At 53.0% G+C, this 26,778-nt stretch carries 24 protein-coding genes; 9 read left to right on the forward strand and 15 right to left on the reverse strand.

Features of this window, described 5'->3' with window-relative positions:
• Positions 1-36 precede the first annotated feature (36 nt).
• From hisD to hisIE, 7 genes are read left to right on the forward strand one after another with little or no spacing between them, the layout of a single operon-like run.
• Positions 37-1,341 carry a histidinol dehydrogenase gene (gene hisD / locus ABLU73_RS04600; protein ID WP_004203587.1) on the forward strand — a complete coding sequence of 435 codons (1,305 nt, stop codon included), beginning with the start codon at positions 37-39 and terminating at the stop codon, positions 1,339-1,341.
• The gene (gene hisC / locus ABLU73_RS04605; RefSeq protein ID WP_004203588.1) at positions 1,338-2,399 is read left to right on the forward strand and encodes a histidinol-phosphate transaminase; all 1,062 of its coding nucleotides are present in this window, start codon (positions 1,338-1,340) and stop codon (positions 2,397-2,399) included. Before hisD ends, hisC begins: the two co-directional genes overlap by 4 nt.
• Positions 2,396-3,463 carry a bifunctional histidinol-phosphatase/imidazoleglycerol-phosphate dehydratase HisB gene (hisB, locus tag ABLU73_RS04610; RefSeq protein WP_043520635.1) on the forward strand — a complete coding sequence of 356 codons (1,068 nt, stop codon included), beginning with the start codon at positions 2,396-2,398 and terminating at the stop codon, positions 3,461-3,463. The genes hisC and hisB overlap by 4 nt, the downstream gene beginning before the upstream one ends.
• A complete protein-coding gene (gene hisH, locus ABLU73_RS04615) occupies positions 3,463-4,053 on the forward strand; it encodes an imidazole glycerol phosphate synthase subunit HisH (RefSeq protein WP_002912227.1) in 591 nt (196 codons plus the stop codon). Before hisB ends, hisH begins: the two co-directional genes overlap by 1 nt.
• Positions 4,053-4,790: a 1-(5-phosphoribosyl)-5-[(5-phosphoribosylamino)methylideneamino]imidazole-4-carboxamide isomerase gene (hisA, locus tag ABLU73_RS04620; RefSeq protein ID WP_126494242.1), complete on the forward strand. Its 738-nt coding sequence runs from the start codon at positions 4,053-4,055 to the stop codon at positions 4,788-4,790. The genes hisH and hisA overlap by 1 nt, the downstream gene beginning before the upstream one ends.
• Positions 4,772-5,548: an imidazole glycerol phosphate synthase subunit HisF gene (gene hisF, locus ABLU73_RS04625; RefSeq protein ID WP_017899707.1), complete on the forward strand. Its 777-nt coding sequence runs from the start codon at positions 4,772-4,774 to the stop codon at positions 5,546-5,548. The genes hisA and hisF overlap by 19 nt, the downstream gene beginning before the upstream one ends.
• On the forward strand, positions 5,542-6,141 hold the full coding sequence (gene hisIE / locus ABLU73_RS04630) for a bifunctional phosphoribosyl-AMP cyclohydrolase/phosphoribosyl-ATP diphosphatase HisIE (protein ID WP_023318677.1): 600 nt from the start codon (positions 5,542-5,544) through the stop codon (positions 6,139-6,141). Before hisF ends, hisIE begins: the two co-directional genes overlap by 7 nt.
• A 75-nt stretch (positions 6,142-6,216) precedes the next feature.
• On the opposite strand, the gene ABLU73_RS04635 is transcribed toward hisIE, so the two are convergent.
• The 8 genes from ABLU73_RS04635 to rfbB (ABLU73_RS04670) all read right to left on the reverse strand — a co-directional run bounded on the left by ABLU73_RS04635 (position 6,217) and on the right by rfbB (ABLU73_RS04670) (position 16,014).
• A complete protein-coding gene (locus ABLU73_RS04635) occupies positions 6,217-9,474 on the reverse strand; it encodes a hypothetical protein (RefSeq protein WP_264924748.1) in 3,258 nt (1,085 codons plus the stop codon).
• A gap of 3 nt (positions 9,475-9,477) precedes the next feature.
• Positions 9,478-10,800 (reverse strand): ABC transporter ATP-binding protein, encoded by a 1,323-nt coding sequence (locus ABLU73_RS04640; protein ID WP_049004241.1) that lies wholly within the window; start codon positions 10,798-10,800, stop codon positions 9,478-9,480.
• A complete protein-coding gene (locus ABLU73_RS04645) occupies positions 10,790-11,623 on the reverse strand; it encodes an ABC transporter permease (RefSeq protein ID WP_126494240.1) in 834 nt (277 codons plus the stop codon). Before ABLU73_RS04645 ends, ABLU73_RS04640 begins: the two co-directional genes overlap by 11 nt.
• A 29-nt stretch (positions 11,624-11,652) precedes the next feature.
• Positions 11,653-12,483, reverse strand: a complete 831-nt coding sequence (locus tag ABLU73_RS04650) for a glycosyltransferase family 2 protein (protein ID WP_023318681.1) — start codon at positions 12,481-12,483, stop codon at positions 11,653-11,655.
• Positions 12,484-12,574: 91 nt separating this feature from the next.
• A complete protein-coding gene (gene rfbC, locus ABLU73_RS04655; protein WP_072657387.1) occupies positions 12,575-13,129 on the reverse strand; it encodes a dTDP-4-dehydrorhamnose 3,5-epimerase in 555 nt (184 codons plus the stop codon).
• A 14-nt stretch (positions 13,130-13,143) separates the two neighbouring features.
• Entirely contained in the window at positions 13,144-14,034 is an 891-nt protein-coding gene (gene rfbD, locus ABLU73_RS04660) for a dTDP-4-dehydrorhamnose reductase (protein WP_109938733.1), read from the reverse strand.
• A gap of 31 nt (positions 14,035-14,065) precedes the next feature.
• Positions 14,066-14,935 (reverse strand): glucose-1-phosphate thymidylyltransferase RfbA, encoded by an 870-nt coding sequence (gene rfbA, locus ABLU73_RS04665; protein ID WP_126494239.1) that lies wholly within the window; start codon positions 14,933-14,935, stop codon positions 14,066-14,068.
• Between the two features lie 14 nt (positions 14,936-14,949).
• Positions 14,950-16,014: a dTDP-glucose 4,6-dehydratase gene (gene rfbB / locus ABLU73_RS04670; RefSeq protein WP_348850071.1), complete on the reverse strand. Its 1,065-nt coding sequence runs from the start codon at positions 16,012-16,014 to the stop codon at positions 14,950-14,952.
• 847 nt (positions 16,015-16,861) lie between these two features.
• Here rfbB (ABLU73_RS04670) and ABLU73_RS04675 point away from each other — a divergent pair.
• Both ABLU73_RS04675 and ABLU73_RS04680 read left to right on the forward strand, forming a co-directional pair.
• Entirely contained in the window at positions 16,862-17,866 is a 1,005-nt protein-coding gene (locus tag ABLU73_RS04675) for an NAD-dependent epimerase (protein WP_094309014.1), read from the forward strand.
• Between the two features lie 399 nt (positions 17,867-18,265).
• Complete coding sequence (locus ABLU73_RS04680; protein ID WP_000429184.1) at positions 18,266-18,388, forward strand: small membrane protein; 123 nt, start codon at positions 18,266-18,268, stop codon at positions 18,386-18,388.
• A gap of 424 nt (positions 18,389-18,812) precedes the next feature.
• Here ABLU73_RS04680 and ugd read toward each other — a convergent pair whose 3' ends face one another.
• The 7 genes from ugd to ABLU73_RS04715 all read right to left on the reverse strand — a co-directional run bounded on the left by ugd (position 18,813) and on the right by ABLU73_RS04715 (position 26,566).
• Positions 18,813-19,979, reverse strand: coding sequence for a UDP-glucose 6-dehydrogenase (gene ugd, locus ABLU73_RS04685; RefSeq protein WP_000704907.1), 1,167 nt, complete (start codon positions 19,977-19,979; stop codon positions 18,813-18,815).
• A 179-nt stretch (positions 19,980-20,158) separates the two neighbouring features.
• Entirely contained in the window at positions 20,159-20,713 is a 555-nt protein-coding gene (gene rfbC / locus ABLU73_RS04690; protein ID WP_126494238.1) for a dTDP-4-dehydrorhamnose 3,5-epimerase, read from the reverse strand.
• Between the two features lie 14 nt (positions 20,714-20,727).
• Complete coding sequence (gene rfbD, locus ABLU73_RS04695; RefSeq protein ID WP_264924746.1) at positions 20,728-21,618, reverse strand: dTDP-4-dehydrorhamnose reductase; 891 nt, start codon at positions 21,616-21,618, stop codon at positions 20,728-20,730.
• 31 nt (positions 21,619-21,649) lie between these two features.
• On the reverse strand, positions 21,650-22,519 hold the full coding sequence (gene rfbA / locus ABLU73_RS04700; protein ID WP_221347458.1) for a glucose-1-phosphate thymidylyltransferase RfbA: 870 nt from the start codon (positions 22,517-22,519) through the stop codon (positions 21,650-21,652).
• A 13-nt stretch (positions 22,520-22,532) separates the two neighbouring features.
• Positions 22,533-23,597 (reverse strand): dTDP-glucose 4,6-dehydratase, encoded by a 1,065-nt coding sequence (gene rfbB, locus ABLU73_RS04705; protein ID WP_264924745.1) that lies wholly within the window; start codon positions 23,595-23,597, stop codon positions 22,533-22,535.
• Positions 23,598-23,756: 159 nt separating this feature from the next.
• Positions 23,757-25,127, reverse strand: a complete 1,371-nt coding sequence (gene rfbK / locus ABLU73_RS04710; RefSeq protein ID WP_055323507.1) for an O9 family phosphomannomutase RfbK — start codon at positions 25,125-25,127, stop codon at positions 23,757-23,759.
• Positions 25,128-25,150: 23 nt separating this feature from the next.
• Positions 25,151-26,566: a mannose-1-phosphate guanylyltransferase/mannose-6-phosphate isomerase gene (locus ABLU73_RS04715; protein ID WP_064794875.1), complete on the reverse strand. Its 1,416-nt coding sequence runs from the start codon at positions 26,564-26,566 to the stop codon at positions 25,151-25,153.
• Positions 26,567-26,778 lie beyond the last annotated feature (212 nt).

Consider the following 26,778-nt stretch of genomic DNA (forward strand, 5'->3'; position numbering starts at 1 on the left):
GCCAGCCGGTCACGGGACACACAGGGGAAAACAATCATGAGCTTCAACACAATCATCGACTGGAACGGCTGTAGCGCAGACCAACAGCGACAACTCTTAACGCGCCCGGCGATTTCCGCCTCCGACAGCATCAGTAAAACGGTGGCGGAGATCCTCGATAACGTCAAAGCCAACGGCGACGCGGCGCTGCGCGAATACAGCGCGAAGTTTGATAAAACCACCGTCGCCGCGCTGCAGGTGAGCGAGGCGGAGATCGCCGCCGCCGGCGAGCGCCTCAGCGACGAGCTGAAGCAGGCGATGGCGGTGGCGGTGCAAAACATCGAGACCTTCCACAACGCGCAAAAGCTGCAGGCGGTGGATGTCGAAACGCTGCCGGGGGTGCGCTGCCAGCAAGTGACCCGCCCTATCGCCTCCGTCGGGCTGTATATTCCGGGCGGCTCGGCGCCGCTGTTCTCCACGGTGCTGATGCTGGCGACGCCGGCGCGCATCGCCGGCTGTCAGCAGGTGGTGCTCTGCTCGCCGCCGCCTATCGCCGATGAGATCCTCTACGCCGCGCAGCTGTGCGGCGTGAAAACCATCTTTAACGTCGGCGGCGCGCAGGCCATCGCCGCCCTCGCCCTCGGAACCGAGTCGGTGCCGAAGGTGGATAAAATCTTTGGCCCGGGTAACGCTTACGTCACGGAGGCCAAACGCCAGGTCAGCCAGCGTCTGGACGGCGCGGCCATCGACATGCCGGCCGGCCCGTCGGAAGTGCTGGTGATCGCCGACAGCGGCGCCAACCCGGACTTCGTCGCCTCCGACCTGCTGTCGCAGGCGGAACACGGCCCGGACTCGCAGGTGATCCTCCTGACCCCGGACGCCGGGATGGGCAACCGCGTCGCCGAGGCCGTGGAGCGCCAGCTGGCCGCCCTGCCGCGCGCCGAAACCGCTCGCGTGGCGCTCTCCGCCAGCCGGATCATCGTGGCCCGCGACCTGGCGCAGTGCGTGGCCATCTCCAACCAGTACGGCCCGGAGCACCTGATCATTCAGACCCGCCAGGCCCGTGAGCTGGTGGACAGCATCACCAGCGCCGGCTCGGTTTTCCTTGGCGACTGGTCGCCGGAATCCGCGGGCGACTATGCCTCGGGCACCAACCACGTCCTGCCGACCTATGGCTATACCGCCACCTGCTCGAGCCTCGGCCTGGCCGACTTCCAGAAACGGATGACCGTGCAGGAGCTGTCGCGCGACGGCTTTGCCGCCCTCGCCTCGACGATTGAGATTCTGGCCGCCGCCGAGCGCCTTGACGCCCACAAAAACGCCGTAACGCTGCGCGTTGCCGCCCTGAAGGAGCAAGCATGAGCATTGAAGATTTAGCCCGCGCCAACGTTCGCGCGCTGACCCCGTATCAATCCGCTCGCCGCCTGGGCGGGAAAGGCGACGTCTGGCTCAACGCTAACGAATTCCCCACCGCCGTGGCCTTCCAGCTGACCGAGCAGACGCTGAACCGCTATCCGGAGCCGCAGCCGAAGGCGGTGATTGAGAGCTACGCCCGCTACGCCGAGGTTAAACCGGAGCAGGTGCTGGTCAGCCGCGGCGCCGACGAAGGCATTGAGCTGCTGATCCGCGCCTTCTGCGAGCCAGGCGAAGACGCCGTGCTCTACTGCCCGCCGACCTACGGCATGTACAGCGTCAGCGCCGAGACCATCGGCGTCGAGTGCCGCACCGTGCCGACGCTGGCCGACTGGCAGCTCGACCTGCCGGGCATCGAGGCGCAGCTGGACGGGGTGAAGGTGGTCTTCGTCTGCAGCCCGAACAACCCGACCGGGCAAATTATCGACCCGCAGTCGATGCGCGACCTGCTGGAGATGACCCGCGGCAAAGCTATCGTGGTGGCCGACGAAGCCTATATTGAATTCTGCCCGCAGGCGACGCTCGCCGGCTGGCTCAGCGACTACCCGCACCTGGTGGTGCTGCGCACGCTGTCTAAAGCCTTCGCCCTCGCCGGCCTGCGCTGCGGCTTCACCCTCGCCAACGCCGAGGTGATCAACGTGCTGCTGAAAGTGATCGCCCCGTACCCGCTCTCCACGCCGGTGGCCGATATCGCCGCCCAGGCGCTGAGCGCGGAAGGGATCGCCGCGATGCGTCAGCGCGTGGCGCAGATCCTCGACGAGCGCCGCTACCTGGTGGAACAGCTGCGCGGCATCGCCTGCGTGGAGCAGGTCTTCGATTCCGAAACCAACTACGTCCTGGCGCGGATAACCGCCTCCAGCGCAGTGTTTAAATCTTTGTGGGATCAGGGCATTATCTTACGTGACCAGAATAAACAACCTTCATTGAGCGGCTGTTTGCGTATCACTATCGGTACCCGTGCAGAGAGCCAGCGCGTGATTGACGCCTTGACTGCGGAGAATGTATGACCCAGAAGTATCTCTTTATTGACCGTGACGGCACCCTGATTTCCGAACCGCCGGTGGATTTCCAGGTGGACCGTTTCGACAAGCTGGCGTTTGAGCCGCAGGTGATCCCGGCGCTGCTGAAGCTGCAGCAGGAAGGCTATAAGCTGGTGATGATCACCAACCAGGATGGTCTGGGCACCGACAGCCTGCCGCAGGAGGCGTTTGATGGCCCGCACAACCTGATGATGCAGATCTTCGCCTCGCAGGGCGTTAACTTTGAAGAAGTGCTGATTTGTCCGCACTTCCCGGGCGACAACTGCGACTGCCGCAAGCCGAAAACCCAGCTGGTGCTGCCGTGGCTGGAAGAGGGCGTACTGGATAAAGCCCACAGCTATGTGATTGGAGACCGGGCCACCGACCTTGAGCTGGCGGATAACATGGGGATTATCGGTCTGCGCTATGACCGCGAGACGCTGAACTGGCCGACCATCTGCGAGCAACTGACCCGCCGCGACCGCTATGCCCACGTCGAGCGCATCACCAAAGAGACCCAGGTGGATGTGAAAGTGTGGCTGGACCGCGAAGGCGGCAGCAAGATCCACACCGGCGTCGGCTTTTTTGACCATATGCTCGACCAAATCGCCACCCATGGCGGCTTCCGCATGGAGGTCAACGTCGGCGGCGATCTGTACATCGACGATCACCACACGGTGGAAGATACCGGCCTGGCCCTCGGCGAAGCCCTGAAGCTGGCGCTTGGCGACAAGCGCGGCATCAACCGCTTCGGCTTCGTGCTGCCGATGGACGAGTGTCTCGCCCGCTGCGCGCTGGATATCTCCGGCCGTCCGCACCTGGAGTATAAGGCGGACTTCACCTATCAGCGCGTCGGCGATCTGAGCACCGAGATGGTGGAACACTTCTTCCGCTCGCTCTCTTACACCATGGCGGTGACGCTGCACCTGAAAACCAAGGGCAAGAACGATCACCACCGCGTGGAGAGCCTGTTCAAAGCCTTTGGCCGTACGCTGCGCCAGGCGATCCGCGTCCAGGGCGATGCCCTGCCGTCTTCCAAAGGGGTGCTGTAATGAATGTGGTGATCCTTGATACCGGGTGCGCCAACCTCAATTCGGTGAAATCGGCGATTGGCCGCCACGGCTATGAGCCGGTGGTCAGCCGCGACCCGGAGGTGGTATTGCGTGCCGATAAACTGTTTCTTCCCGGCGTCGGCACCGCCCAGGCGGCGATGGACCAGCTGCGCGACCGCGAACTGATCGACCTGATCAAAGCCTGTACCCAGCCGGTGCTGGGGATTTGCCTGGGTATGCAGCTGCTCGGCAAGCGCAGTGAAGAGAACAACGGCGTCGATCTGCTGGGCATTATCGAGGAAGAGGTGCCGAAGATGACCGACCACGGCCTGCCGCTGCCGCACATGGGCTGGAACCGGGTGTATGCCAAAGCGGGCGATCGTCTGTTCCGCGGCATTGAAGAAGGGGCTTACTTCTACTTCGTGCACAGCTACGCCATGCCGGTCAACCCGTACACCATCGCCCAGTGCAATTACGGCGAGGCGTTCACCGCCGCGGTGCAGAAAGATAACTTCTTTGGCGTGCAGTTCCATCCGGAGCGCTCCGGGAGCGCCGGGGCGCAGCTGCTGAAAAACTTCCTGGAGATGTGATGATTATTCCTGCTTTAGATTTAATCGACGGCACCGTCGTTCGTCTCCACCAGGGCGATTATGGCCAGCAGCGCGACTATGGCAGCGATCCGCTGCCGCGCCTGCAGTCCTATGCCGCTCAGGGAGCGGAAGTCCTGCACCTGGTCGACCTGACCGGGGCGAAGGATCCGGCGAAGCGCCAGATCCCGCTGCTGAAATCGCTGGTCGCCGGCGTTGACGTCCCGGTGCAGGTCGGCGGCGGCGTGCGGACCGAGGCGGATGTCGCGGCCCTGCTTGAAGCCGGCGTCGACCGCGTGGTGGTCGGCTCCACTGCGGTGAAATCCCCGGAGGAAGTGAAAGGCTGGTTTAAACGCTTTGGCCCTGAGCGGCTGGTGCTGGCCCTCGACGTGCGTATCGACGCCGACGGCAATAAGCAGGTGGCGGTCAGCGGCTGGCAGGAAAACTCCGGCGTGACCCTGGAGGAGCTGGTGGAGAGCTATCTGCCGGTCGGCCTGCAGCATGTGCTGTGCACCGATATCTCCCGCGACGGCACGCTGGCGGGCTCCAACGTCTCGCTGTACGAGGAAGTCTGCGCCCGCTACCCGCAGGTGGCGTTTCAGTCGTCCGGCGGCATCGGCGATCTCAATGATATTGCCGCCCTGCGCGGCACCGGGGTGCGCGGCGTGATTGTCGGTCGCGCGCTGCTGGAAGGCAAATTCAACGTAACGGAGGCCATTCAATGCTGGCAAAACGGATAATCCCCTGCCTCGACGTCCGCGACGGCCAGGTAGTGAAAGGCGTGCAGTTCCGTAATCACGAGATCATCGGCGATATCGTCCCGCTGGCCAAGCGCTATGCCGACGAAGGCGCCGACGAGCTGGTGTTTTATGATATCACCGCCTCCAGCGACGGCCGGGTGGTCGATAAGAGCTGGGTGTCGCGGGTGGCGGAAGTAATCGATATTCCTTTCTGCGTGGCGGGCGGGATCAAGTCGCTGGAAGACGCGGCGCAGATCCTCTCCTTCGGCGCCGATAAGATCTCGATTAACTCCCCTGCTCTCGCCGACCCGACGCTGATCACCCGCCTTGCAGACCGCTTTGGCGTGCAGTGCATCGTGGTGGGGATCGATACCTGGTTTGATGCACAGACCGGCAAGTATCACGTTAATCAGTACACCGGCGACGAGAGCCGCACCCGGGTGACGCAGTGGGAAACCCTCGACTGGGTGGAGGAAGTGCAGAAGCGCGGCGCGGGCGAGATCGTCCTCAATATGATGAACCAGGACGGGGTGCGCAACGGCTACGACCTGCAGCAGCTGGCGAAGGTCCGCGCGGTGTGCCATGTGCCGCTGATCGCCTCCGGCGGCGCAGGCACCATGGAACACTTCCTCGAAGCCTTCCGCGACGCCGACGTTGACGGCGCGCTGGCGGCCTCGGTATTCCACAAACAGATTATTAATATTGGCGAACTGAAAGCGTACCTGGCGGCACAGGGCGTGGAGATAAGGGTATGTTGACTGAACAGCTGGACTGGGAAAAAACGGACGGCATGATGCCGGCCATCGTGCAGCACGCCGTATCCGGCGAAGTGCTGATGCTGGGCTACATGAACAAGGACGCGCTGGAGAAAACCGAAGCCACCGGCAAGGTCACCTTTTACTCACGCACCAAACAGCGGCTGTGGACCAAGGGTGAAACCTCGGGCAATGTCCTCAACGTGGTGAGCATCACACCGGACTGCGACAACGATACGCTGCTGGTGCTGGTGAACCCGATCGGGCCGACCTGCCACAAAGGCACCACCAGCTGCTTCGGCGACGCTGGCCACCAGTGGCTGTTCCTGTATCAGCTGGAGCAGCTGCTGGCTGAGCGTAAGCACGCCGACCCGGAGAGCTCCTACACGGCGAAGCTGTATGCCAGCGGCACCAAGCGCATCGCGCAGAAAGTGGGAGAAGAAGGCGTAGAGACCGCGCTGGCCGCCACGGTGAACGACCGCTTCGAGCTGAAGAATGAGGCGTCGGACCTGATGTATCACCTGCTGGTGCTGCTGCAGGACCAGGGGCTTTCATTACAAGATATTATTGCCAACCTTAAGAGTCGGCATAAATAATCTGCAGGATGAAAGAAAAAAGGCCGGAAGCTGAAAAGTTCAGCAACCGGCCTTTATATTTTCAGGTCGAATTTTTTAGCGATTCTTTTTAAATTCTGCAACCTTTTCAGCTAACAGTTTTTCACTGGCTTTTATTAACGATGTATATTGAGAGTTCTCAAAGCCCCATAATGTTGACTGTTGCTCTTCTGCGTATCCTACAAGGAAAGGTAATGTAGTCACGACGACCAGATCTTGAGCTGATTCAACATAGCGGTCAATAGTATTGGTTTCGGCATCAATATTTTTCTCATCCCACTGGCTAATAAGATCCATACCACGGCGAGAATAAATATTCATAACCATACTAGTCATTTTGTCAATGTAGATATACTCAATACCATCCATTACCTTAACATCCAGTACCTTCGTGTCCTCATGCAGATGTGCAATTATGCCAGCAAAAATATGCCATTTAGCCTCAGTACTCTGTAGATGGTTAATAATTTTATTTAATTTATTATCATAATCAACCGGGAAAATAACATCATCTTCACAGATAATCCCCATTTCCGCCTTACTGGCCAGCATGCCTGAAAGCATATATTTATAGCTCATGCCACAACCAATCCAACCAATGCGATAACGGATCCCCTCGAAAAATTGGAATCCATGGGATGGACTAGCGAAAAAAGCTTTCCGGCGGACGGGTGTTTCAGACAATGATAAACAAAGGCGTGGGACATCTCCAGTTTGAAATTGCTCAAATGAGAAAATACTTTTGTATTGTGAAAAATTGAGTTTATCAATCGACAGCAGATAACGTCGCAGATAATAATTATTTTTATTATCTACATTAGTAAAGTGCTTAATTTTTTCTTTTCTTTCGTTGTAATATTCTTTATCAGATAACAAATTCTGAATTTTCTCGACCATTGCCGGAATATCACCGATGGGGCAAAAATCGATCACATCCTGTAGGTCTTCATGCTCTACAATATCTGAACTGCTTTCACTCACTACAGGCGTCCCAAGCGAAATCGTTTCATATAGACGTGTGGTTTCAAGCAACGCATTTTCATAGTAATGAATGTTGACGACGACTTTCGCATTCTTAACCATTCTGGTGAGTTTATCACCGAAAACTTCCGAAGCGACAGTGACATTAAAATGCTTCTTCAATTCCTGAAGATAGGCCTTGCGGCGCTCACAGTTTGGATCGCCATAGAATAGAACATCTGCGTGTATATCACCTTTCTGATCATCCAGTACATAACCGTTATCTGCTAAATGGGCTGGGTAATCTGGAAAGCTGGAAATCGGCATATAAAACAATTTCTGATACGGAATGCCTTTATCCAGTAAATATTCAATATTTTTCAAGGAATAATCAAAAATAGCAACAGCATTATTGAGACGAGAAAAATACTCATCGGTAAACCATCTTGAGTTGACCGACTGCTCCATCTGGAAAGCAATGTAGTTACGGGGCAGTTGTTTGAACATTTGCGGACAAACTACAATGTGCATCTGCCCCATATCCTGCTCAACGGAATAAGCAGTACTGACATGGCCCTTAATTCCGCAATCAAGCAGATTCTTTTCAATCAAATGTGCAACGAATAGGGTATGCTGAGTAGCAAGAATTCTTACCGTTCCAGTATCGACAAATGGCGTAGCTGGTGAAGAGTCGATAGCAGCTCGGCTTAAAACACGTTTAAAACCATCAACCATCCCTGACCAGTTTCCTGACAATAGAAGACGAATAGCCGTTTTATATTTCGATTTTGAAAGAAGCCCACCCGATAAAATATAGCGAGAAAAAACATTATTACCGGAAGTCGTGTATTCCCTCATCATTGCTTTTATAGTGCTAAATTCACCTCGGGAAATCCTACCAGATATACGAACTGGCATGGTTAACTTCCATGACAGACTTCTGCGCATACGATCTACTTCATCTTGTTTGACTGCCAGGGCGGAAACTAATATCTCCCTGTCTTTTGCTGCCAAGTCTGCCGTTTGCTGGAGTTTGGTAATCGCTGCAGCTAATTTTTCGCGCTCAGTAACCTCGGCAGCAAGCTGCGTTTTCAAATCTTCAAGTTGTTTGTTATTCTCGGCTAATGAGTTTTCTAAAATGGTTCTCATGGTGATATCTTTGGAAATCGCTTCGTTTATTAATGTTGACAGCGTATGGCTGTTTTCTTCACGCTCATCCGGCATTTTAGAATAAAATTGCAGGTGTTTACGTACGATATCCAGCTCTGCTGGATGGTCCAACCTGAATCGCAAATATTCCAGATTAAATATAAGTTCAAAGGGCACCAGATAAGCAAACAGATAAAATGCCATGGCATTTACTCTGTTGGGACCTGAGGCCTCCTCAGCGACAAAAGCATAGGAACAATCACCGAGAATATTAGTCTTTTTCTCGCATAAAAGCGCCTCTAAGCCAACGCTTGAGTTAATAGTATAAATAGAATGACATTTTTGAATAAATTCGAGGCTGTTTGCCGATGCATCAATGCTAAATATGTCATCTCGTAAACGAAACAAACTCCCGGGATGCGCCCGAACTAATATATTCTCGAGAGTATGCTGTTGACGTACATAAGAAATTAAAGATATATTCGTAAAATTATGGCTGTAAGCAATGATATTGGAATCGTCTTCTACCTGTAACACAATCCCAGCAACTTGGTTTTCACTTGACGAAGGTAATGAGATTGCTTCAAGAAAATAACGATGCAAATCATTCATTGAGCACGTAATATCAATTTCCGTCTGGCAAGATTCATAGCGTGCCCGAGCCTCGGTATTACCATTAACGCCGGTGAAATCCAGATATGCTGTATTGCGATACATCGGTGCTCGCAATGGCCCGATCTCAAGGTGTATAACCTCTTTATTTAAAGCTCTTGCGACTTTTTCAAGCGATGGACAGTTGCAGATAGAGACAAAAGCATCAACACGTTGAATTATTTCCTTTGTAAGTAAAGAAAATAACTCATTTTCAAGCTCGGAAATAGATTCGGTTAAAAATGTGGTAAATGATTTTATGGGATCATGATGATGTTGAGCCAACATGATTTCATACAAAGCATGATCAAGGTACAGATATTCATGTCTGGCAAGGCTTTGTTCATCAGGAAGAGAATATCCTAAAGATGCCATCGAGGCAGCATCAAACTCCCAACGGGAATGTTGCGTTTCATCGTTTATTACTTCAACATAATCAGGACTTGTAATAAAAAGTATCTTTTCGTTTGAACAATGCAAATACTTTAAAAAAAGCCATAAATAAGGGGCTTTCACCCCTCTGAACGGATATGGAGGAAGAAAAACAGCAAACATGCTTTACTCTCCATTTGTAATGATTTTTAACGGAGCATGAATGACCCCGCCTAGCTCTCTGGCCGACCAAAACTTTATTTTCATCATCGGGCGACGTTGATCAAGCTCCTCTCGAGCACCGTTGCCAACCATAGCGAGGCCGCAGTGTATTAGGTAATCGCCCGAATTTATAGGCAGCGTTGCTTTATAAACGATACGCTGACTACCTGGACGAAGTGTAATTGGTGAACCTGCGCCAATATTACTATCTCCCCAAATATCCCCTCCCTGAGCTTTGGATATGGAAAGGCCAAGAGCAACATCCTTAATCTCTTCGGTAGCTAATATGGTGAAATCAAATGTAACTTCTTCACCTGATTTGATGAGTGGTTTCTCTGTCAAAGTCGTACCATCTGATTTGTAGATGGTAAGATTTTTGATAATAGCACGCGCAGTACCAAAACGTTTTTCCCCAATTTCTTCATTAGCAGTATGTAACTGGATGCTTTTGAGGTCTTCCAAACTGCAAGTTTCAGAAGAGCGATTCTCTGCAAGTGTTGTAGGCTCTGGTTTATCGTTGGCCAGGATCATCCCTTTCTCATAGGCCAGAACTGCAGCGAGAACATCATTGGTATCACCGATTAGTTTTCCGTGTTCCATAACCAGGCAGCGATCAGCATACTCAAGGATGCTGCCTGTTGAATGAGTTACCATAATGATGGTTACACCTTTCGCACGTAATGCTTCCATCCGTTTATAGCATTTATACTGGAAGCCAATATCGCCAACAGCTAACGCCTCATCAACAATCAAAATTTCCGGTTCAACACATGCTTGAACGGCAAAGGCTAAACGGACATACATACCGCTAGAGTATGTTTTTACGGGTTGATCAATGAACTGGCCGATATCTGCAAATTCTTCAATTTCAGCAAACTTAGCCGCAATCTGCTCTTTGGTTAAACCTAATACCGAACCATTTAAATAAACGTTCTCACGACCGGTAAACTCCGGGTTGAACCCAGCACCTAATTCAAGTAATGCAGCAATACGCCCATTAACACGTACATCTCCAGCGGAGGGGGTTAGTGTGCCGCAGATAATCTGCAGCAAAGTCGACTTCCCGGCACCATTTCGTCCAATAATACCTACCGTTTCCCCTTTTTTGATACTGAAGGAAACGTCATCGAGGGCCCAAAACTCACGAAAATAGCAGTTTCGCTCTCTGCGGACCACCTGTTGAAGTTTCGGAACAAAAAACTGTTTTAGACGATCAGTTGGACGCGCATATATCTGATAACATTTACTCAGGTTTGTAACCTGAATGGCAATTTCATTAGAGGACATCAGCAAATCCCTTCCTGGTTTTCTGGAAGAAGGCAAAACCCATCCAGGCTACGACTAAGGCACCCAAAGAATATAAAAACAGACCGATAAAATTAGGTATACCACCCCAAATAAGGACCGTTCGGGCTTGTTCAATAATAAAGGTTAATGGATTGAGCATGATCCAGATATGATACTTTTCAGGCAAGGCGCTTATAGGGAAGAATACCGGTGATAAAAACATTAATACTGTAGTAATAATTACCGTAGTTTGACTTACATCTCTTAGGAATACGCCAAGAGATGCTAAGATCCACGAAATGCCAAGGCAAAAAATAATTAAAGGGAAAAAGACCAAAGGTAAAAACACTATGGTCCAATGTAAATATCCATTAAAAATGAAAAACGCCATCAGTAACACACAAAGGCTGATACAAGTATGAAATAATGCCGCAAATAAAGAGATAACAGGCAGCGTTTCCAATGGAAATATAACTTTCTTCACATAGTTTGTATTTCCCAAAATAATCAACGGTGCTTTATTTACCACTTCACTTAAAAAACCATGAACTATCATTCCGACAAATAAAATTATAGCAAACTGTGTCCTACTTTCGTCCCCACCAGTTGACCATCTGGCTTTGAATACCACGGAGAAGACAAAAGTATATACTGTTAACATAAATAAAGGGTTCAAAAAAGACCAAAGCAGGCCCATCACAGAACCTTTATATCTTCCAACAACATCACGTTTAGCCATCTGCAGAATAATACTCCAGTGAGTGGCAATACTGCGCACCACTGCTAATGGTGATGATGAAAGTTTTTGATGAGGGTTTTTCATTTTAAACTCGTATTTTATGGCAAATAATCTTAAATTATTTTTTTGGGAATTTCATATATGGCTTGCTTATTATACGCATGTCTTTTACGATCAAGAAACCATCCCCATTTATTAAAATAGGAAACTGCGGAGCGAATATGGTACCAAAGTAATAATTTGCTTTTATACGAACCTTTATTAAAGGCATGGACAATAGTTGTTCCAGGATAATAGTATATTTTGGTTAGCTGTAATGCTCGGCGACATAAATCTACATCTTCCAGATACATAAAGTATCGTTCATCAAAACCGTTAAGTTTTTGCAATAATACATTACTTAATAACATGAAACAGCCAGATACCGTTGGTGGGGAAAATATCTCATCATATGCTGCATCTTTCAGTTCATATTTAACATCGTACTTTATTGCAGTCACTGGAAAGAAACGTCTTAAAAAAAGATTACCGGGAGTAGGTAGTAGACGGCAACTATATTGTCTCTCACCATTTCTATATATTATTTGCGGGGAAACAAAACTATACTCATTTTCCCACGCAAACGAAACTAATTTATCAAGTGACTGCTTATCAAAGCTAATATCCGGATTACATATCAAGAAATAACCGTCAAAGTCTGCACTTGCTTTTATTGCAAGATTATGTCCAGCACCAAAACCACAGTTGTAAGGAGACTTGATGTAGCTCACCTTAGGTTCATTCAATGATGCCGCCCACTGACAACCACCATTATCAACGAAGATTATTTTTTCAACGCTCTCTTCATGGCATAATGAGAGGAACGTATCTTTAATATCATCATAGGAATGATTAAATAATACAATAGAAGCGATAACTTTAGGCTTCATTGCTTTATAATTCATTAATCGATTACCTTTAGGATAAAAAATTATTTATTATTATTATTTTTGATAGTAACTTGTGATATCCATTATCGAACAAGAATATTTATACTTAAGCGTAGACTTCCGCAGTGGCCAGAGTATGTGCCCGCAGGTCTTTCTCCGACAGAGACAGCACGCAGTCGCTCAGTGCCGGCCAGTCAATCCCTATCTCCGGATCGTTCCAAATGATACTCCGTTCTGACTGCGGCGCGTAGTAGTTCGTCGCCTTATAGACAAACTGCACCGTGTCGCTCAGCGCCATAAACCCGTGGGCGAACCCTTCCGGGATCCACAGCTGACGTTTATTCTCTGCGCTGAGCACCGCTCCAACCCATTTACCAAAGGTAGGCGATGAACGACGGATATCCACTGCCACGTCAAACACCTCACCTTCCACACAGCGGACCAGCTTGCCCTGAGCGTGCGGATCCAGCTGATAGTGCAACCCGCGTAATACGCCTTTCTGGGACTGGGAATGGTTGTCCTGGACGAATTCCACCTGACGGCCCACCGCCTCATTAAACACCTTGCTGCTGAAGCTCTCAAAGAAGAAGCCCCGCGCATCACCAAACACGCGCGGTTCAAAAATCAGCACGTCAGGAATATCTGTTTTAATAATGTTCATCTTTTGCTAACCGTTTATTTGCCCAGGACTTCTGTTACCACGCGAGCCACACCCTGACGCCAGTCCGGGAGAGTCACCCCGAATGCCTGCTGGAATTTTTCATTCGACAGGCGCGAGTTGAGCGGACGCTTCGCCGGCGTCGGATAGGCCGTCGTCGGAATGCCCTTCACTTCCTGCACCGCCAGCTCGGCACCGTGCGCTCTCGCCACTTCAAACACATAGCGGGCATAGTCGCACCAGCTGGTCTCGCCGCTGGCCACCAGGTGATACGTGCCGGCCAGCGCCGGATTACGCAGCGTTTCACGGATTGCCGTCGCCGTGCAGTCTGCCAGCAGCTCAGCGCCGGTGGGCGCCCCGTGCTGGTCGTCAATGATGGTGAGGGTCTCTTTCTCCCCCGCCAGGCGGAGCATGGTTTTGGCAAAGTTGGCGCCGCGGGTGGCATACACCCAGCTGGTACGGAAAATCAGGTGACGCGGGTTGCCCTGCTCCAGGGCCAGCTCACCGGCACGCTTGGTTTCGCCGTAGACGTTAAGCGGGCCGGTCGCTTCATCTTCCCGACGATAATGGCTGCCGGCGCCGTCGAACACATAGTCGGTGGAATAGTGCACCATCAGGGCACCGAGCTTCGCCGACTCCACCGCCAGCACCGCCACCCCTTTGTCGTTGAGGAGGTCGGAAAGCTCCCGCTCGCTTTCTGCCTTGTCCACGGCCGTGTGCGCGGCGGCATTCACCACCACATCCGGGCGGACAGTACGCACGGTCTGCGCGATGCCTTCCAGGTTCGTCAGGTCACCGCAAAGCTCTTTATCAAAATAATCCACCGCGACCACGTCGCCGAGGGTGGACAGGGAACGCTGCAGCTCCCAGCCCACCTGGCCATTCTTGCCAATCAGTAAAATCTTCATTCTCTGTATCCTGTCGTTGACGAAGAAGGCATTAACGCTCGTTCAGCAGGCGCTTGAGATAAGCACCGTACTCGGTTTTCTTCAGGCGTTCGGCCTGAGCCGCCACCCCTTCCGCCGACAACCATTTGTTGCGGTAACCGATCTCTTCCAGGCACGCGACCTTCATCCCCTGACGCTTTTCAATGGTGTGAATGAACTGTGATGCGTCCATCAGGCTGTCATGAGTGCCTGTATCCAGCCAGGCAAAGCCACGCCCCAGGAGTTCAACATGCAGGTCACCGCGCTCCAGATACATCTGGTTGAGAGTGGTAATCTCGAGTTCCCCGCGTGCTGAAGGCTTAACGTCCTTCGCCATCTCCACCACGTTATTGTCGTAGAAATAGAGACCAGTTACGGCCCAATTTGATTTCGGCTTTAATGGTTTCTCCTCGATGGACAGTGCCTTAAAGTTCTCATCGAACTCCACCACCCCGAAGCGCTCCGGATCCAGCACCTGATAACCAAACACCGTGGCACCGGAAGTCTTCGCCGCCGCTGCTTCCAGCTTTTTACCGAAGCTCTGGCCAAAGTAGATATTATCCCCCAGCACCAGGGCGCAGGCATCGTTGCCGATAAACTTCTCGCCAATGATAAAGGCCTGTGCCAGACCGTCCGGCGACGGCTGGATGGCGTAGCTGAAGTTCACCCCGAACTGCGACCCGTCACCCAGCAGGCGCTGGAAGGAAGGCATGTCGTCAGGCGTGGAGATGATAAGGATATCGCGAATGCCCGCCAGCATCAGGACAGACACCGGGTAGAAAATCATCGGCTTGTCGTAGATAGGCAGCAGCTGCTTGGAGACGCCCTGGGTGATGGGGTATAAACGCGTGCCGGAGCCGCCGGCCAGAACAATGCCCTTCATCTTCAGTTCCTTTTTTATTTATTCAGGCCAAGACGCTCGCCGGCATAGGAGCCGTCCAGCACACGCTGCCACCAGGTCTGGTTGTTCAGGTACCAGTGCACAGTTTTCTCAATTCCGCTCTCGAACGTTTCCTGCGGCACCCAGCCCAGATCGCGCTGGATTTTCGTGGCATCAATGGCATAACGCAGGTCATGTCCCGGACGGTCGGTGACAAAAGTGATCAGGTCAGCAAAGTGGGTGATGTTTCCCGGCTTCTGCGCCACCACCTTGTCGAGAATGGTGCAGATGGTGCGCACCACATCGATATTTTTACGCTCGTTATGACCGCCGATGTTGTAGGTCTCGCCGCTCTTGCCTTCGGTCGCCACTTTGTACAGCGCACGGGCATGGTCCTCAACATACAGCCAGTCACGGATCTGCTCCCCGTTGCCATATACCGGCAGAGGTTTACCCGCCAGGGCATTAAGGATAGTCAGCGGGATCAGTTTTTCCGGGAAGTGATACGGACCATAGTTGTTGGAGCAGTTGGTCACCACCACTGGCAGGCCGTAGGTGCGGTTCCAGGCGCGAACCAGATGGTCGCTGCCCGCTTTGGAGGCGGAGTACGGGCTGCTCGGGGCGTACGAAGTCTCTTCGGTGAACAGGTCATCGGTGCCGTGCAGGTCGCCGTACACTTCATCGGTGGAGATATGATGGAAGCGGAAGGCCTGCTTCTGCGCTTCCCCATGCCCGGACCAGTAGTGGCGGGCTGCCTCCAGCAGAGTGAAGGTGCCGATTACGTTGGTCTGGATGAAGGCGGCCGGGCCATCAATGGAACGGTCCACATGGCTTTCTGCCGCCAGGTGCATCACGATATCCGGACGGAACTCGCTGAACTGGGCCGCCACGGCAGCGGCATCGGTGATATCGGTCTGGGAAAACGAGTAGCGTTCACTCCCGGCCACCGGCGCCAGGGATTCGAGGTTGCCGGCGTAGGTCAGGCAGTCCATCACACGGACTTCGTCCAGGGTATTTTCAATGATATGACGAACCACGGCAGAACCGATAAAGCCTGCGCCCCCGGTGACAAGAATCTTCATACTTTCTCTCGTTTTTCAATGAATTACATACAATTTTCTGAAGTAGCAAACAACCGCAGGCACGCTACCGCCATTGGCTTTCGCAACCAAAATGCGTAGTGCCTGCAGTAATTTGTATATGTCATCAGCTAAAGTTAGCGGAACATGAACCACGCTCTCATTGTGCTGGAAACGGCAAGTCGGCCAAACAGCGGTCACTTTGCTTGCTTCTATGTCCTTTCGCTATCAGGACTTTCCCAAACAGCTAAAGGAATCTCTCTGAAGCAGAGAGATGCGCTCAGTGCCGGGCTATCATCCCTCTCAGCATCACTTCGGTCGTTGATATCATGGCAAAGCTGCACTATCCCCATTACGAAGTGCAGCACACTCAACATCGCTTAGTACCCAACAAGGTAGCGCCGCATTATAGCGCTGGTTATACAGAATAAAAATCAAAAAGCGGCGTGAATTAATTCAAGGTGTGAATGGAACACTTTTGATACAATGTTAAAACATTCAATAGCTTGCTATACATCCTTTGATTACAAGTTATCTCTGGTGACAACAACACTAATTAATTCGAATTTCACGAACAACAATACCTCTTCATTCGGAAATACATGTCATGTTTTTTCAAGATATCGAACTTGTATGGGCTGATTCCTGCAAACTGTTTTTTTTCCGTGTAACCATAGTGATGGTTTGACTCGATTTCAAATGCAAATCATTTGCATTAAAGCATTTGATTTTCCCGGCCAGCTTCATGTCAACGCACACTCTGCAAGTGTAAAGCAAGTGATCCCAACCGCAAGCCAGTGTAAAATCGGCACTTATGTAGAACGGGATATCCACACCCCGGAGGAAAAATATGAAGTTTTTGGTCACTGGTGCCGCAGGTTTTATCGGCTTTCATATCGCGCAACGCCTGATGAATGAAGGGCATGATGTTGTCGGGATCGACAACATGAATGACTATTATGACGTCAGCCTAAAGCAGGCTCGCCTGGATCGTCTGGCATCTCCGGCATTTCGTTTCCAGCAGCTGGATCTTGCCGACCGTGAGGGGATGGCGAAGCTGTTCGCTGCAGAACAATTTGACCGCGTGATCCACCTGGCGGCCCAGGCGGGCGTGCGCTATTCGCTGGAAAACCCCTATGCCTACGCGGACGCTAACCTGATGGGGTATCTGAACATTCTGGAAGGCTGCCGCCATACCAAAGTGAAACACCTGGTGTACGCCTCCTCCAGTTCGGTTTACGGCCTTAACCGCAAAATGCCGTTCTCCACGGAGGATTCCGTCGATCATCCGGTCTCCCTGTACGCCGCCACCAAGAAAGCCAATGAGCTGATGGCGCATACCTATTCCCATCTGTACGGCATCCCGACTACCGGCCTGCGCTTCTTTACGGTCTATGGTCCGTGGGGACGCCCTGATATGGCGCTGTTCAAGTTCACGAAAGCGATGCTGGAAGGGAAAAGTATTGACGTATACAACTACGGCAAAATGAAGCGCGACTTCACCTACATCGACGACATCGTCGAGGCGGTGGTGCGCGTCCAGGATGTGATCCCGCAGGCCAATGCCGACTGGACCGTTGAGAGCGGTTCCCCGGCGACAAGTTCCGCGCCGTATCGGGTCTATAACATTGGCAACAGCTCGCCAGTGGAACTGATGGACTACATCACCGCTCTGGAAGAGGCGCTGGGGATGGAAGCAAAGAAAAATATGATGCCGATTCAGCCGGGTGATGTGCTCGACACCAGCGCAGACACCCAGCCGCTGTATGACCTGGTGGGTTTCAAGCCACAGACGTCAGTGAAGGAAGGGGTGAAAAACTTCGTCGAGTGGTATAAGGATTACTATCAGATCTAACCTGTCTCTGCCCTGCCGCGATCAGCTGATTGCGGCAATGGATAAACCTCCCGTATTCCCTTCATTGATCATTCATTTCTTTACCCGAGCCTGGCACAGGCTATACTTTTTTGTGCTAAAGAATAATTTTTACTGGTTTTAACGACGGTGCTGAAACCAGTTTCATCTACCCGCCAGCGAAAAAGCCAACAACTTTAAGCCTGGTTCCCTGCAGTCACTCTTTTCAATACTATTTTTATTGGCTCCTTCAGCATTTTCTCCTGATAAATAAAAGACATTACTTTCTGTAGGAATTTTCTTAAGAACAGGATATGTTAGAGATCGCAATACAGCACCTTCCACGCTGATATATTGCTTAACTTGCTAATGATTCAACCAATTAAAGCTATGGTAGATATTATGGAAAACCTGTTTTTCTTAGTGGTGGCTGCCATACTACTTGCTGTGTCGGTTTTCTTTTTAATTTCATATCTGAAAGACAGAAAGAAAACCAAACTGACGTTTAATAAACGCAAGTGGTAAGGCCCACTCCATATTGCAATTAGATTAAGATAATATTAAGAGATAAAAAAATGATATGACAGAATGACCGTTCATTCTGCGTTTTGGCGTGGCCTTAAGGCAAGAAAAAAAATAAAGCTACTCGCGCCCAGTCCCTCGTATTTTCCCAGGGCATAAATAACAAAAGCCTGCGTTGCAGGCTTTGTTTTACCTCCCGGCGCTTATCTCCGGCATCTACATCACAGTGACGGTAGCTCTTCACAAGGTAAGTTTAACTTATCGGACCTGTTTTCAACCCGCAACGGCTTTTGAGCAGGATCGTAATGTCCATCACAATTTATTGAGGTTAATCTGAATGTGCGAGAAATACGCGCAGTGAGGAATATAGCGGGGAGATAAAGAAGCATACTGGCGGCGAGGAGCCGCCAGTGTCAGACAGGCAGGATTAATCGTTACCAAACAGATCGCGGGTGTATACCTTGTCCGCCACATCCGCCAGCTCTTCCGCCATACGGTTAGAGATAATCACATCCGCCTCTTGCTTGAAGGCATCCAGGTCGCGCACTACGCGGGAGTTAAAGAACTCATCTTCCTGCATCACCGGTTCATAGATAATAACCGGAATACCTTTTGCCTTGATGCGCTTCATAATGCCCTGAATAGAAGAGGCACGGAAGTTGTCCGAACCACTCTTCATGATCAGGCGATACACACCCACCACTTTCGGCTTACGGGCAAGAATAGAATCCGCGATAAAGTCTTTACGGGTACGGTTAGCATCTACGATAGCCGCGATGATATTGTTCGGGACCGATTCGTAGTTCGCCAGCAACTGCTTGGTATCTTTCGGCAGGCAGTAGCCGCCATAGCCAAAGGACGGGTTGTTATAGTGGTTGCCGATACGCGGATCCAGGCATACCCCTTCGATAATCTGCTTGCTGTTCAGCCCCTGGCTTTCAGCATAGCTGTCAAGCTCGTTGAAATAGGCAACGCGCAGCGCCAGATAGGTGTTCGCGAACAGTTTGATCGCTTCCGCTTCAGTGGAGTCGGTAAACAGGGTCGGGATATCCTGCTTAATCGCGCCTTCTTTCAACAGGTCTGCGAAACGTTCGGCACGTGCAGAGCGCTCACCAATGACAATGCGCGACGGGTGCAGGTTGTCGTACAGCGCGCGGCCTTCACGCAGGAACTCAGGAGAGAAAATAACATTATCAATCCCTAAACGCTCTTTGATGTCGCGGGTGAACCCCACCGGGATGGTCGATTTAATGATCATCACCGCATTCGGGTTGATCTCTGTGACATCGCGAATAACCGCTTCCACTGTAGAGGTGTTGAAGTAGTTGGTTTTGGGATCGTAATCGGTCGGCGTCGCAATGATGACGTAGTCGGCATTACGATAGGCGTCGTGCTTGTCCGTGGTAGCACGGAAATTTAACGGTTTTTCTGCCAGATATTCCTGAATCTCTTTATCCACAATCGGAGAGATCTTCTGGTTAAGCATATCCACTTTGGCCTGTACGATATCCAGGGCAACCACTTCGTGGTTTTGCGCAATCAGGACACCGTTCGATAAACCAACATAACCTGTACCGGAAATAGTAATTTTCATGAGATTACACTTTAATCAGTTAACTGGATAATGGCGGATAGCCACGAAATTAAATAATACTGTGGGCGGTTTTACGCTGAGAAGGAAGGTAAGTCAAGTCGGTCGGTTGACCCGGCTTGTTAACGAATAAACATGACGAGTCCATCTGGAACCCGCCATTTTAGGAAAAAACAACCTAATTATTTATATACTTCTGCTATGGCCAGAGTATGTGCCCGCAGGTCTTTCTCCGACAGCGACAGCACGCAGTCGCTCAGTGCCGGCCAGTCAATCCCTATCTCCGGATCGTTCCAGATGATGCTCCGTTCTGACTGTGGCGCGTAGTAGTTCGTCGCCTTATAGACAAACTGCACCGTGTCGCTCAGCGCCATAAACCCGTGGGCGAATCCTTCAGGGATCCACAGCTGACGTTTATTCTCTGCGCTGAGCACCGCTCCAACCCATTTACCAAAGGTAGGCGATGAACGACGGATATCCACTGCCACGTCAAACACCTCACCTTCCACACAGCGGACCAGCTTGCCCTGAGCGTGCGGATCCAGCTGATAGTGCAGCCCGCGCAATACGCCTTTCTGGGACTGTGAATGGTTGTCCTGGACGAATTCCACCTGACGGCCCACCGCCTCATTAAACACCTTGCTGCTGAAGCTCTCAAAGAAGAAGCCCCGCGCATCACCAAACACGCGCGGTTCAAAAATCAGCACGTCAGGAATATCTGTTTTAATAATGTTCATCTTTTGCTAACCGTTTATTTACCCAGGACTTCTGTTACCACGCGAGCCACACCCTGACGCCAGTCCGGGAGAGTCACCCCGAATGCCTGCTGAAATTTTTCATTCGACAGGCGCGAGTTGAGCGGACGCTTCGCCGGCGTAGGATAGGCCGTCGTCGGAATGCCCTTCACTTCCTGCACCGCCAGCTCGGCACCGTGCGCTCTCGCCACTTCAAACACATAGCGGGCATAGTCGCACCAGCTGGTTTCACCGCTGGCCACCAGGTGATACGTGCCGGCCAGCGCCGGATTACGCAGCGTTTCACGGATTGCCGTCGCCGTGCAGTCTGCCAGCAGCTCAGCGCCGGTGGGCGCCCCGTGCTGGTCGTCAATGATGGTGAGGGTCTCTTTCTCCCCCGCCAGGCGGAGCATGGTTTTGGCAAAGTTGGCGCCGCGGGTGGCATACACCCAGCTGGTACGGAAAATCAGGTGACGCGAGTTGCCCTGCTCCAGGGCCAGCTCACCGGCACGCTTGGTTTCACCGTAGACGTTAAGCGGGCCGGTTGCCTCATCTTCCCGGCGATAATGGCTGCCGGCGCCGTCGAACACATAGTCGGTGGAATAGTGCACCATCAGGGCACCGAGCTTCGCCGACTCCGCCGCCAGCACCGCCACCCCTTTGTCGTTCAGCAGGTCGGAAAGCTCCCGCTCGCTTTCGGCCTTGTCCACGGCCGTGTGCGCGGCGGCATTCACCACCACGTCCGGGCGGACGGTACGCACGGTCTGCGCGATGCCTGCCAGGTTCGTCAGGTCACCGCACAGCTCTTTATCAAAATAATCCACCGCGACCACGTCGCCGAGGGTGGACAGGGAACGCTGCAGCTCCCAGCCCACCTGGCCATTCTTGCCAATCAGTAAAATCTTCATTCTCTGTATCCTGTCGTTGACGAAGAAGGCATTAACGCTCGTTCAGCAGGCGCTTGAGATAAGCACCGTACTCGGTTTTCTTCAGGCGTTCGGCCTGAGACGCCACCCCTTCCGCCGACAACCATTTGTTGCGGTAACCGATCTCTTCCAGGCACGCGACCTTCATCCCCTGGCGCTTTTCAATGGTGTGAATGAACTGTGATGCGTCCATCAGGCTGTCATGAGTGCCTGTATCCAGCCAGGCAAAACCGCGCCCCAGCAGCTCTACCTGCAGATCGCCACGCTCAAGATACATCTGGTTCAGGGTGGTGATCTCAAGTTCCCCGCGAGCTGAAGGCTTAACGTCCTTCGCCATCTCCACCACGTTATTGTCGTAGAAGTAGAGTCCGGTCACCGCCCAGTCCGATTTCGGCTTCAGCGGTTTCTCTTCGATAGACAGTGCCTTAAAGTTCTCATCGAACTCCACCACCCCGAAACGCTCCGGATCCAGCACCTGATAACCAAACACCGTGGCACCGGAAGTCTTCGCCGCCGCCGCTTCCAGTTTTTTACCGAAGCTCTGGCCAAAGTAGATATTATCCCCCAGCACCAGGGCGCAGGCATCGTTGCCGATAAACTTCTCGCCAATGATAAAGGCCTGCGCCAGGCCGTCCGGCGACGGCTGGACGGCGTAGCTGAAGTTCACCCCGAACTGCGACCCGTCACCCAGCAGGCGCTGGAAGGAAGGCATGTCGTCAGGCGTGGAGATGATAAGGATATCGCGAATGCCCGCCAGCATCAGGACAGACACCGGGTAGAAAATCATCGGCTTGTCGTAGATAGGCAGCAGCTGCTTGGAGACGCCCTGAGTGATGGGATATAAACGCGTGCCGGAGCCGCCGGCCAGAACAATACCTTTCATCTTTACTTCCTTATTAGTTATTCAGACCAAGGCGCTCACCGGCATAGGTGCCGTCCAGCACGCGCTGCCACCAGGTCTGGTTGTTCAGGTACCAGTGCACGGTTTTCTCAATCCCGCTCTCGAACGTTTCCTGCGGCACCCAGCCCAGATCGCGCTGAATTTTCGCGGCATCAATAGCGTAGCGCAGGTCATGTCCCGGACGGTCGGTGACAAAAGTGATCAGGTCAGCAAAGTGGGTGATGTTTCCCGGCTTCTGCGCCACCACCTTGTCGAGAATGGTGCAGATGGTGCGCACCACATCGATATTTTTACGCTCGTTATGACCGCCGATGTTGTAGGTCTCGCCGCTCTTGCCTTCGGTCGCCACTTTGTACAGCGCACGGGCATGGTCCTCAACATACAGCCAGTCACGGATCTGCTCCCCGTTGCCATATACCGGCAGCGGTTTACCCGCCAGGGCATTAAGGATGGTCAGCGGGATCAGTTTTTCCGGGAAGTGATACGGACCATAGTTGTTGGAGCAGTTGGTCACCACCACCGGCAGGCCGTAGGTGCGGTTCCAGGCGCGAACCAGATGGTCGCTGCCCGCTTTGGAGGCGGAGTACGGGCTGCTCGGAGCGTACGAAGTCTCTTCGGTGAACAGGTCATCGGTGCCGTGCAGGTCGCCGTACACCTCATCGGTGGAGATGTGGTGGAAACGGAAGGCCTGCTTCTGCGCTTCCCCATGCCCGGACCAGTAGTGACGGGCCGCCTCCAGCATAGTAAAAGTGCCGATCACGTTGGTCTGGATAAATGCGGCCGGGCCATCAATGGAACGGTCCACATGACTTTCCGCCGCCAGGTGCATCACGATATCCGGGCGGAACTCGCTGAACTGGGCTGCCACAGCTGCGGCATCGGTGATATCAGTCTGGGAAAACGAGTAGCGTTCGCTCCCGGCCACCGGCGCCAGGGATTCGAGATTACCGGCGTAAGTCAGGCAGTCCATCACACGGACTTCATCCCGGGTATTTTCAATGATATGACGAACCACGGCAGAGCCGATAAAGCCCGCGCCACCAGTTACAAGAATCTTCATAATTATCTTATCCGAAATCGTTTCGTAGATAAAAAAGGGCATAACACTTTTCTATGCCCTTTCAATTATAGAAATGAGAATTAATGAGCACTTAGATATTAAAATATAATCTGCGTATTTAAATGAAGCTCGTATATTTCTCGTCAATTTTTGAACATTTTATGACAGGAGATTGAGTATTTCTTTAGTTTTACTCTCCATCAGACCAGAATCCGCTCTGGACTCCACGTTCAGACGCACCACCGGCTCCGTGTTGGACGTGCGCAGGTTAAAGCGCCACTCAGGGTATTCAATACTGATACCGTCCGTTGTGTCGATGTGGGCGGCCGCCGGCTCATACTGCGCCCGGATGCGCGCTATCGCCTCCGCCGCATTACCCAGCTTGCGGTTGATCTCCCCCGACGCCGGGAACGCCGCCTGGCGGTCCGCCACCAGCGATTTCAGCGAACTGTTCTTCAGACACAGCAGCTCCGCCACCAGCAGCCACGGGATCATCCCGCTGTCGCAGTAGGCGAAGTCGCGGAAGTAATGGTGCGCGCTCATTTCCCCGCCGTAGATGGCGTCTTCCTGGCGCATCCGCTCCTTGATGAACGCATGCCCGGTCTTCGACATCACCGGCTGGCCGCCGCTGCGGGTCACGATGTCCACCGTGTTCCACGTCAGGCGCGGGTCGTGAATGATTTTCGCCCCCGGCTGCTTCTGCAGGAACGCTTCTGCCAGCAGGCCGACAATGTAGTACCCCTCGATAAACGACGCCTCGTCATCGAACAGGAAGCAGCGGTCGAAGTCGCCGTCAAAGGCGATGCCCATGTCCGCCTGATGCGCACGCACCGCGTCGGCGGTGTCCTGGCGGCACTCCGGCAGCAGCGGGTTCGGGATACCGTTCGGGAAATGGCCGTCCGGCTGGTGATGCACCTTGATAAAGGTCACCGGCGCCCCGGCCGCCGCGAAGCGTTTCTCCACTTCATCAATCACGTGTCCCGCCGCCCCGTTGCCAGAGTTCACCACCAGCTTCAGCGGACGGGTGAAGTTCGCCAGGTCCACGTAGCCCATCAGGTGGTCGACGTACTCCTTCAGCACCGATATCTGGCGCAGGGTACCGCGACGCGCCGGGTCCACCGGCGGGAACTGGTTCTCCTCCGCCAGGCGCTGGATATCCCGCAGGCCGGTGTCGCCGCTGATGGGCTTCGCGTTCTCGCGCACCAGCTTCATGCCGTTGTAGTTCATCGGGTTATGGCTGGCCGTCACCTCGATGCCGCCGTCCACCCCGAGGTGGAAGGTGGCGAAGTAAATCTCTTCCGTGCCGCTCAGGCCGATATCCAGCACGTCGGTGCCGGCGTCCATCAGCCCGCGGGCCAGCGCCAGCTTCAGCGACTCGCTGGTGAGGCGCACATCGCCCCCCACCACTATCTTCCCGGGTTTGAGAAATTCGCCGTAGGCGCGGCCGATACGGTAGGCGATGTCCTCGTTCAGCTCCTCGCCCAGTTCACCCCGGATGTCATAAGCCTTAAAGCATGTTAACTGTGTCATTCTGCGTTTTGTCCCGAATAAAATTAGCAACGACCATACTGGTCTTTAATACGAATAATGTCGTCCTCGCCGAGGTACGACCCCGACTGGATCTCCAGCACTTCCAGCGGAATGCGGCCCGGGTTTTCCAGGCTGTGCTCGGCGCCAATCGGAATAAAGGTGGACTGGTTCTCGGTCAGCAGGAACTGCTTGCCGTTGACCGTCACCTGACCGGTGCCGGCGAGAATGACCCAGTGCTCGGCGCGGTGGTGGTGCATCTGCATCGAGAAGGCGCCGCCCGGTTTCACGGTAATGCGGTTGACGTTGAAGCGCGGGGTCTGGACCACCACGTCGCAGCGGCCCCAGGGACGGTAAATCTCGCGGTGGCGCTTGTACTCGCTGCGCTGGTTCTGCCTGAGGAACTCGACCGCCTTCTTCACGTCCTGGGAACGCTCGCGGTTCATCACCAGCACGGCGTCCTTGGTGCTGACAATCACCAGGTTTTCCACGCCGATGGCCGCCACCAGCTTCTCGTCGCTGTTGATGTAGCAGTTTTCGCTGTTGTGCACCCACGCGTCACCGCTGAGGACGTTGCCCTGCTCATCTTTCGGGCTGACCTCCCACAGGGCGGACCAGGAGCCGACGTCGCTCCAGTCGGCATCGAGACCGACCACCACCGCGTCGGCGGTTTTCTCCATCACCGCGTAGTCGACGGACTCGTCCGGGCACTCGCAGAAAATGTCATGCGGAATGCTGATGAAGTCGCTGCCGTTATCGGCGGCATTGACCGCGGCCTGGCAGGCCTCGAGGATATCCGGGCGGAATTTGGCCAGCTCGGAGAGATATTTTTTGGCGCGGAACATAAACATGCCGCTGTTCCAGTAGTACTCCCCGGAGGCGAGGTAGGCCTCAGCGCGCTCGCGGTCCGGCTTCTCCACGAAGCGGGCCACCTGGTACGGGGTGTGGGCGCTGTCGGTGAGGGCCACGCCGCGCTGGATGTAGCCGTAGCCGGTTTCCGGGGCGTTCGGCACGATACCGAAGGTGACCAGATGGCCTTCATCGGCATACTGCTCGGCGACGCGGATGGCGTCGTGGAAGACTGGCTGGTTATTGATGATATGGTCGGCGGCGAGAACCAGCATCAGCGGGTCGTCACCGTGGCGGGTGGCCTGAAGAGCCGCCAGGGCGATGGCCGGGGCGGTGTTGCGCCCGACCGGCTCAAGAATAATGTTGTTCGACAACTTGTTGAGCTGGCGTAGCTGTTCGGCCACCAGGAAGCGGTGCTCTTCGTTACAGATGACCATCGGTTCATGGATTTCAAGGCCCGAGAGTCGGGTGATGGTTTCCTGCAGCATGGAGTTCTGCCCGAACAGACGGAGGAACTGTTTCGGGTAAAGCTCGCGAGACATCGGCCAGAGACGACTGCCGGTACCGCCAGCCATTATCACAGGAAGTAACATATTAATTTCCTTTAATTAAAACCCTGTTATTTAACACCCAGTAATTTACTGAGGCCAGAAGCAGATTAATATAGGCGTACAAGATAATAAATATGGCAAATTCTTAAAAAGATTAAAAAATTAGATATTGGAAATATTTTTAGAAAGGAAATGCTTAAGGTCAGTTTGCACCATTAAATATAAAATTAAAAATAGTCAGGCCAAATGGCCTG

The sequence above is a fragment of the Klebsiella sp. GG_Kp175 genome, from assembly GCF_040062325.1.
GTDB lineage: Bacteria > Pseudomonadota > Gammaproteobacteria > Enterobacterales > Enterobacteriaceae > Klebsiella > Klebsiella quasipneumoniae.

What these genes read in the sequence shown, in the direction of transcription:
- hisD (WP_004203587.1), top strand. Translation starts at nt 37, where the DNA reads ATGAGCTTCAACACAATCATCGACTGGAACGGCTGTAGCGCAGACCAA.
- hisC (WP_004203588.1), top strand. Translation starts at nt 1,338, where the DNA reads ATGAGCATTGAAGATTTAGCCCGCGCCAACGTTCGCGCGCTGACCCCG.
- hisB (WP_043520635.1), top strand. Translation starts at nt 2,396, where the DNA reads ATGACCCAGAAGTATCTCTTTATTGACCGTGACGGCACCCTGATTTCC.
- hisH (WP_002912227.1), top strand. Translation starts at nt 3,463, where the DNA reads ATGAATGTGGTGATCCTTGATACCGGGTGCGCCAACCTCAATTCGGTG.
- hisA (WP_126494242.1), top strand. Translation starts at nt 4,053, where the DNA reads ATGATTATTCCTGCTTTAGATTTAATCGACGGCACCGTCGTTCGTCTC.
- hisF (WP_017899707.1), top strand. Translation starts at nt 4,772, where the DNA reads ATGCTGGCAAAACGGATAATCCCCTGCCTCGACGTCCGCGACGGCCAG.
- hisIE (WP_023318677.1), top strand. Translation starts at nt 5,542, where the DNA reads ATGTTGACTGAACAGCTGGACTGGGAAAAAACGGACGGCATGATGCCG.
- ABLU73_RS04635 (WP_264924748.1), bottom strand. Translation starts at nt 9,474, where the DNA reads ATGTTTGCTGTTTTTCTTCCTCCATATCCGTTCAGAGGGGTGAAAGCC.
- ABLU73_RS04640 (WP_049004241.1), bottom strand. Translation starts at nt 10,800, where the DNA reads ATGTCCTCTAATGAAATTGCCATTCAGGTTACAAACCTGAGTAAATGT.
- ABLU73_RS04645 (WP_126494240.1), bottom strand. Translation starts at nt 11,623, where the DNA reads ATGAAAAACCCTCATCAAAAACTTTCATCATCACCATTAGCAGTGGTG.
- ABLU73_RS04650 (WP_023318681.1), bottom strand. Translation starts at nt 12,483, where the DNA reads ATGAATTATAAAGCAATGAAGCCTAAAGTTATCGCTTCTATTGTATTA.
- rfbC (WP_072657387.1), bottom strand. Translation starts at nt 13,129, where the DNA reads ATGAACATTATTAAAACAGATATTCCTGACGTGCTGATTTTTGAACCG.
- rfbD (WP_109938733.1), bottom strand. Translation starts at nt 14,034, where the DNA reads ATGAAGATTTTACTGATTGGCAAGAATGGCCAGGTGGGCTGGGAGCTG.
- rfbA (WP_126494239.1), bottom strand. Translation starts at nt 14,935, where the DNA reads ATGAAGGGCATTGTTCTGGCCGGCGGCTCCGGCACGCGTTTATACCCC.
- rfbB (WP_348850071.1), bottom strand. Translation starts at nt 16,014, where the DNA reads ATGAAGATTCTTGTCACCGGGGGCGCAGGCTTTATCGGTTCTGCCGTG.
- ABLU73_RS04675 (WP_094309014.1), top strand. Translation starts at nt 16,862, where the DNA reads ATGAAGTTTTTGGTCACTGGTGCCGCAGGTTTTATCGGCTTTCATATC.
- ABLU73_RS04680 (WP_000429184.1), top strand. Translation starts at nt 18,266, where the DNA reads ATGGAAAACCTGTTTTTCTTAGTGGTGGCTGCCATACTACTTGCTGTG.
- ugd (WP_000704907.1), bottom strand. Translation starts at nt 19,979, where the DNA reads ATGAAAATTACTATTTCCGGTACAGGTTATGTTGGTTTATCGAACGGT.
- rfbC (WP_126494238.1), bottom strand. Translation starts at nt 20,713, where the DNA reads ATGAACATTATTAAAACAGATATTCCTGACGTGCTGATTTTTGAACCG.
- rfbD (WP_264924746.1), bottom strand. Translation starts at nt 21,618, where the DNA reads ATGAAGATTTTACTGATTGGCAAGAATGGCCAGGTGGGCTGGGAGCTG.
- rfbA (WP_221347458.1), bottom strand. Translation starts at nt 22,519, where the DNA reads ATGAAAGGTATTGTTCTGGCCGGCGGCTCCGGCACGCGTTTATATCCC.
- rfbB (WP_264924745.1), bottom strand. Translation starts at nt 23,597, where the DNA reads ATGAAGATTCTTGTAACTGGTGGCGCGGGCTTTATCGGCTCTGCCGTG.
- rfbK (WP_055323507.1), bottom strand. Translation starts at nt 25,127, where the DNA reads ATGACACAGTTAACATGCTTTAAGGCTTATGACATCCGGGGTGAACTG.
- ABLU73_RS04715 (WP_064794875.1), bottom strand. Translation starts at nt 26,566, where the DNA reads ATGTTACTTCCTGTGATAATGGCTGGCGGTACCGGCAGTCGTCTCTGG.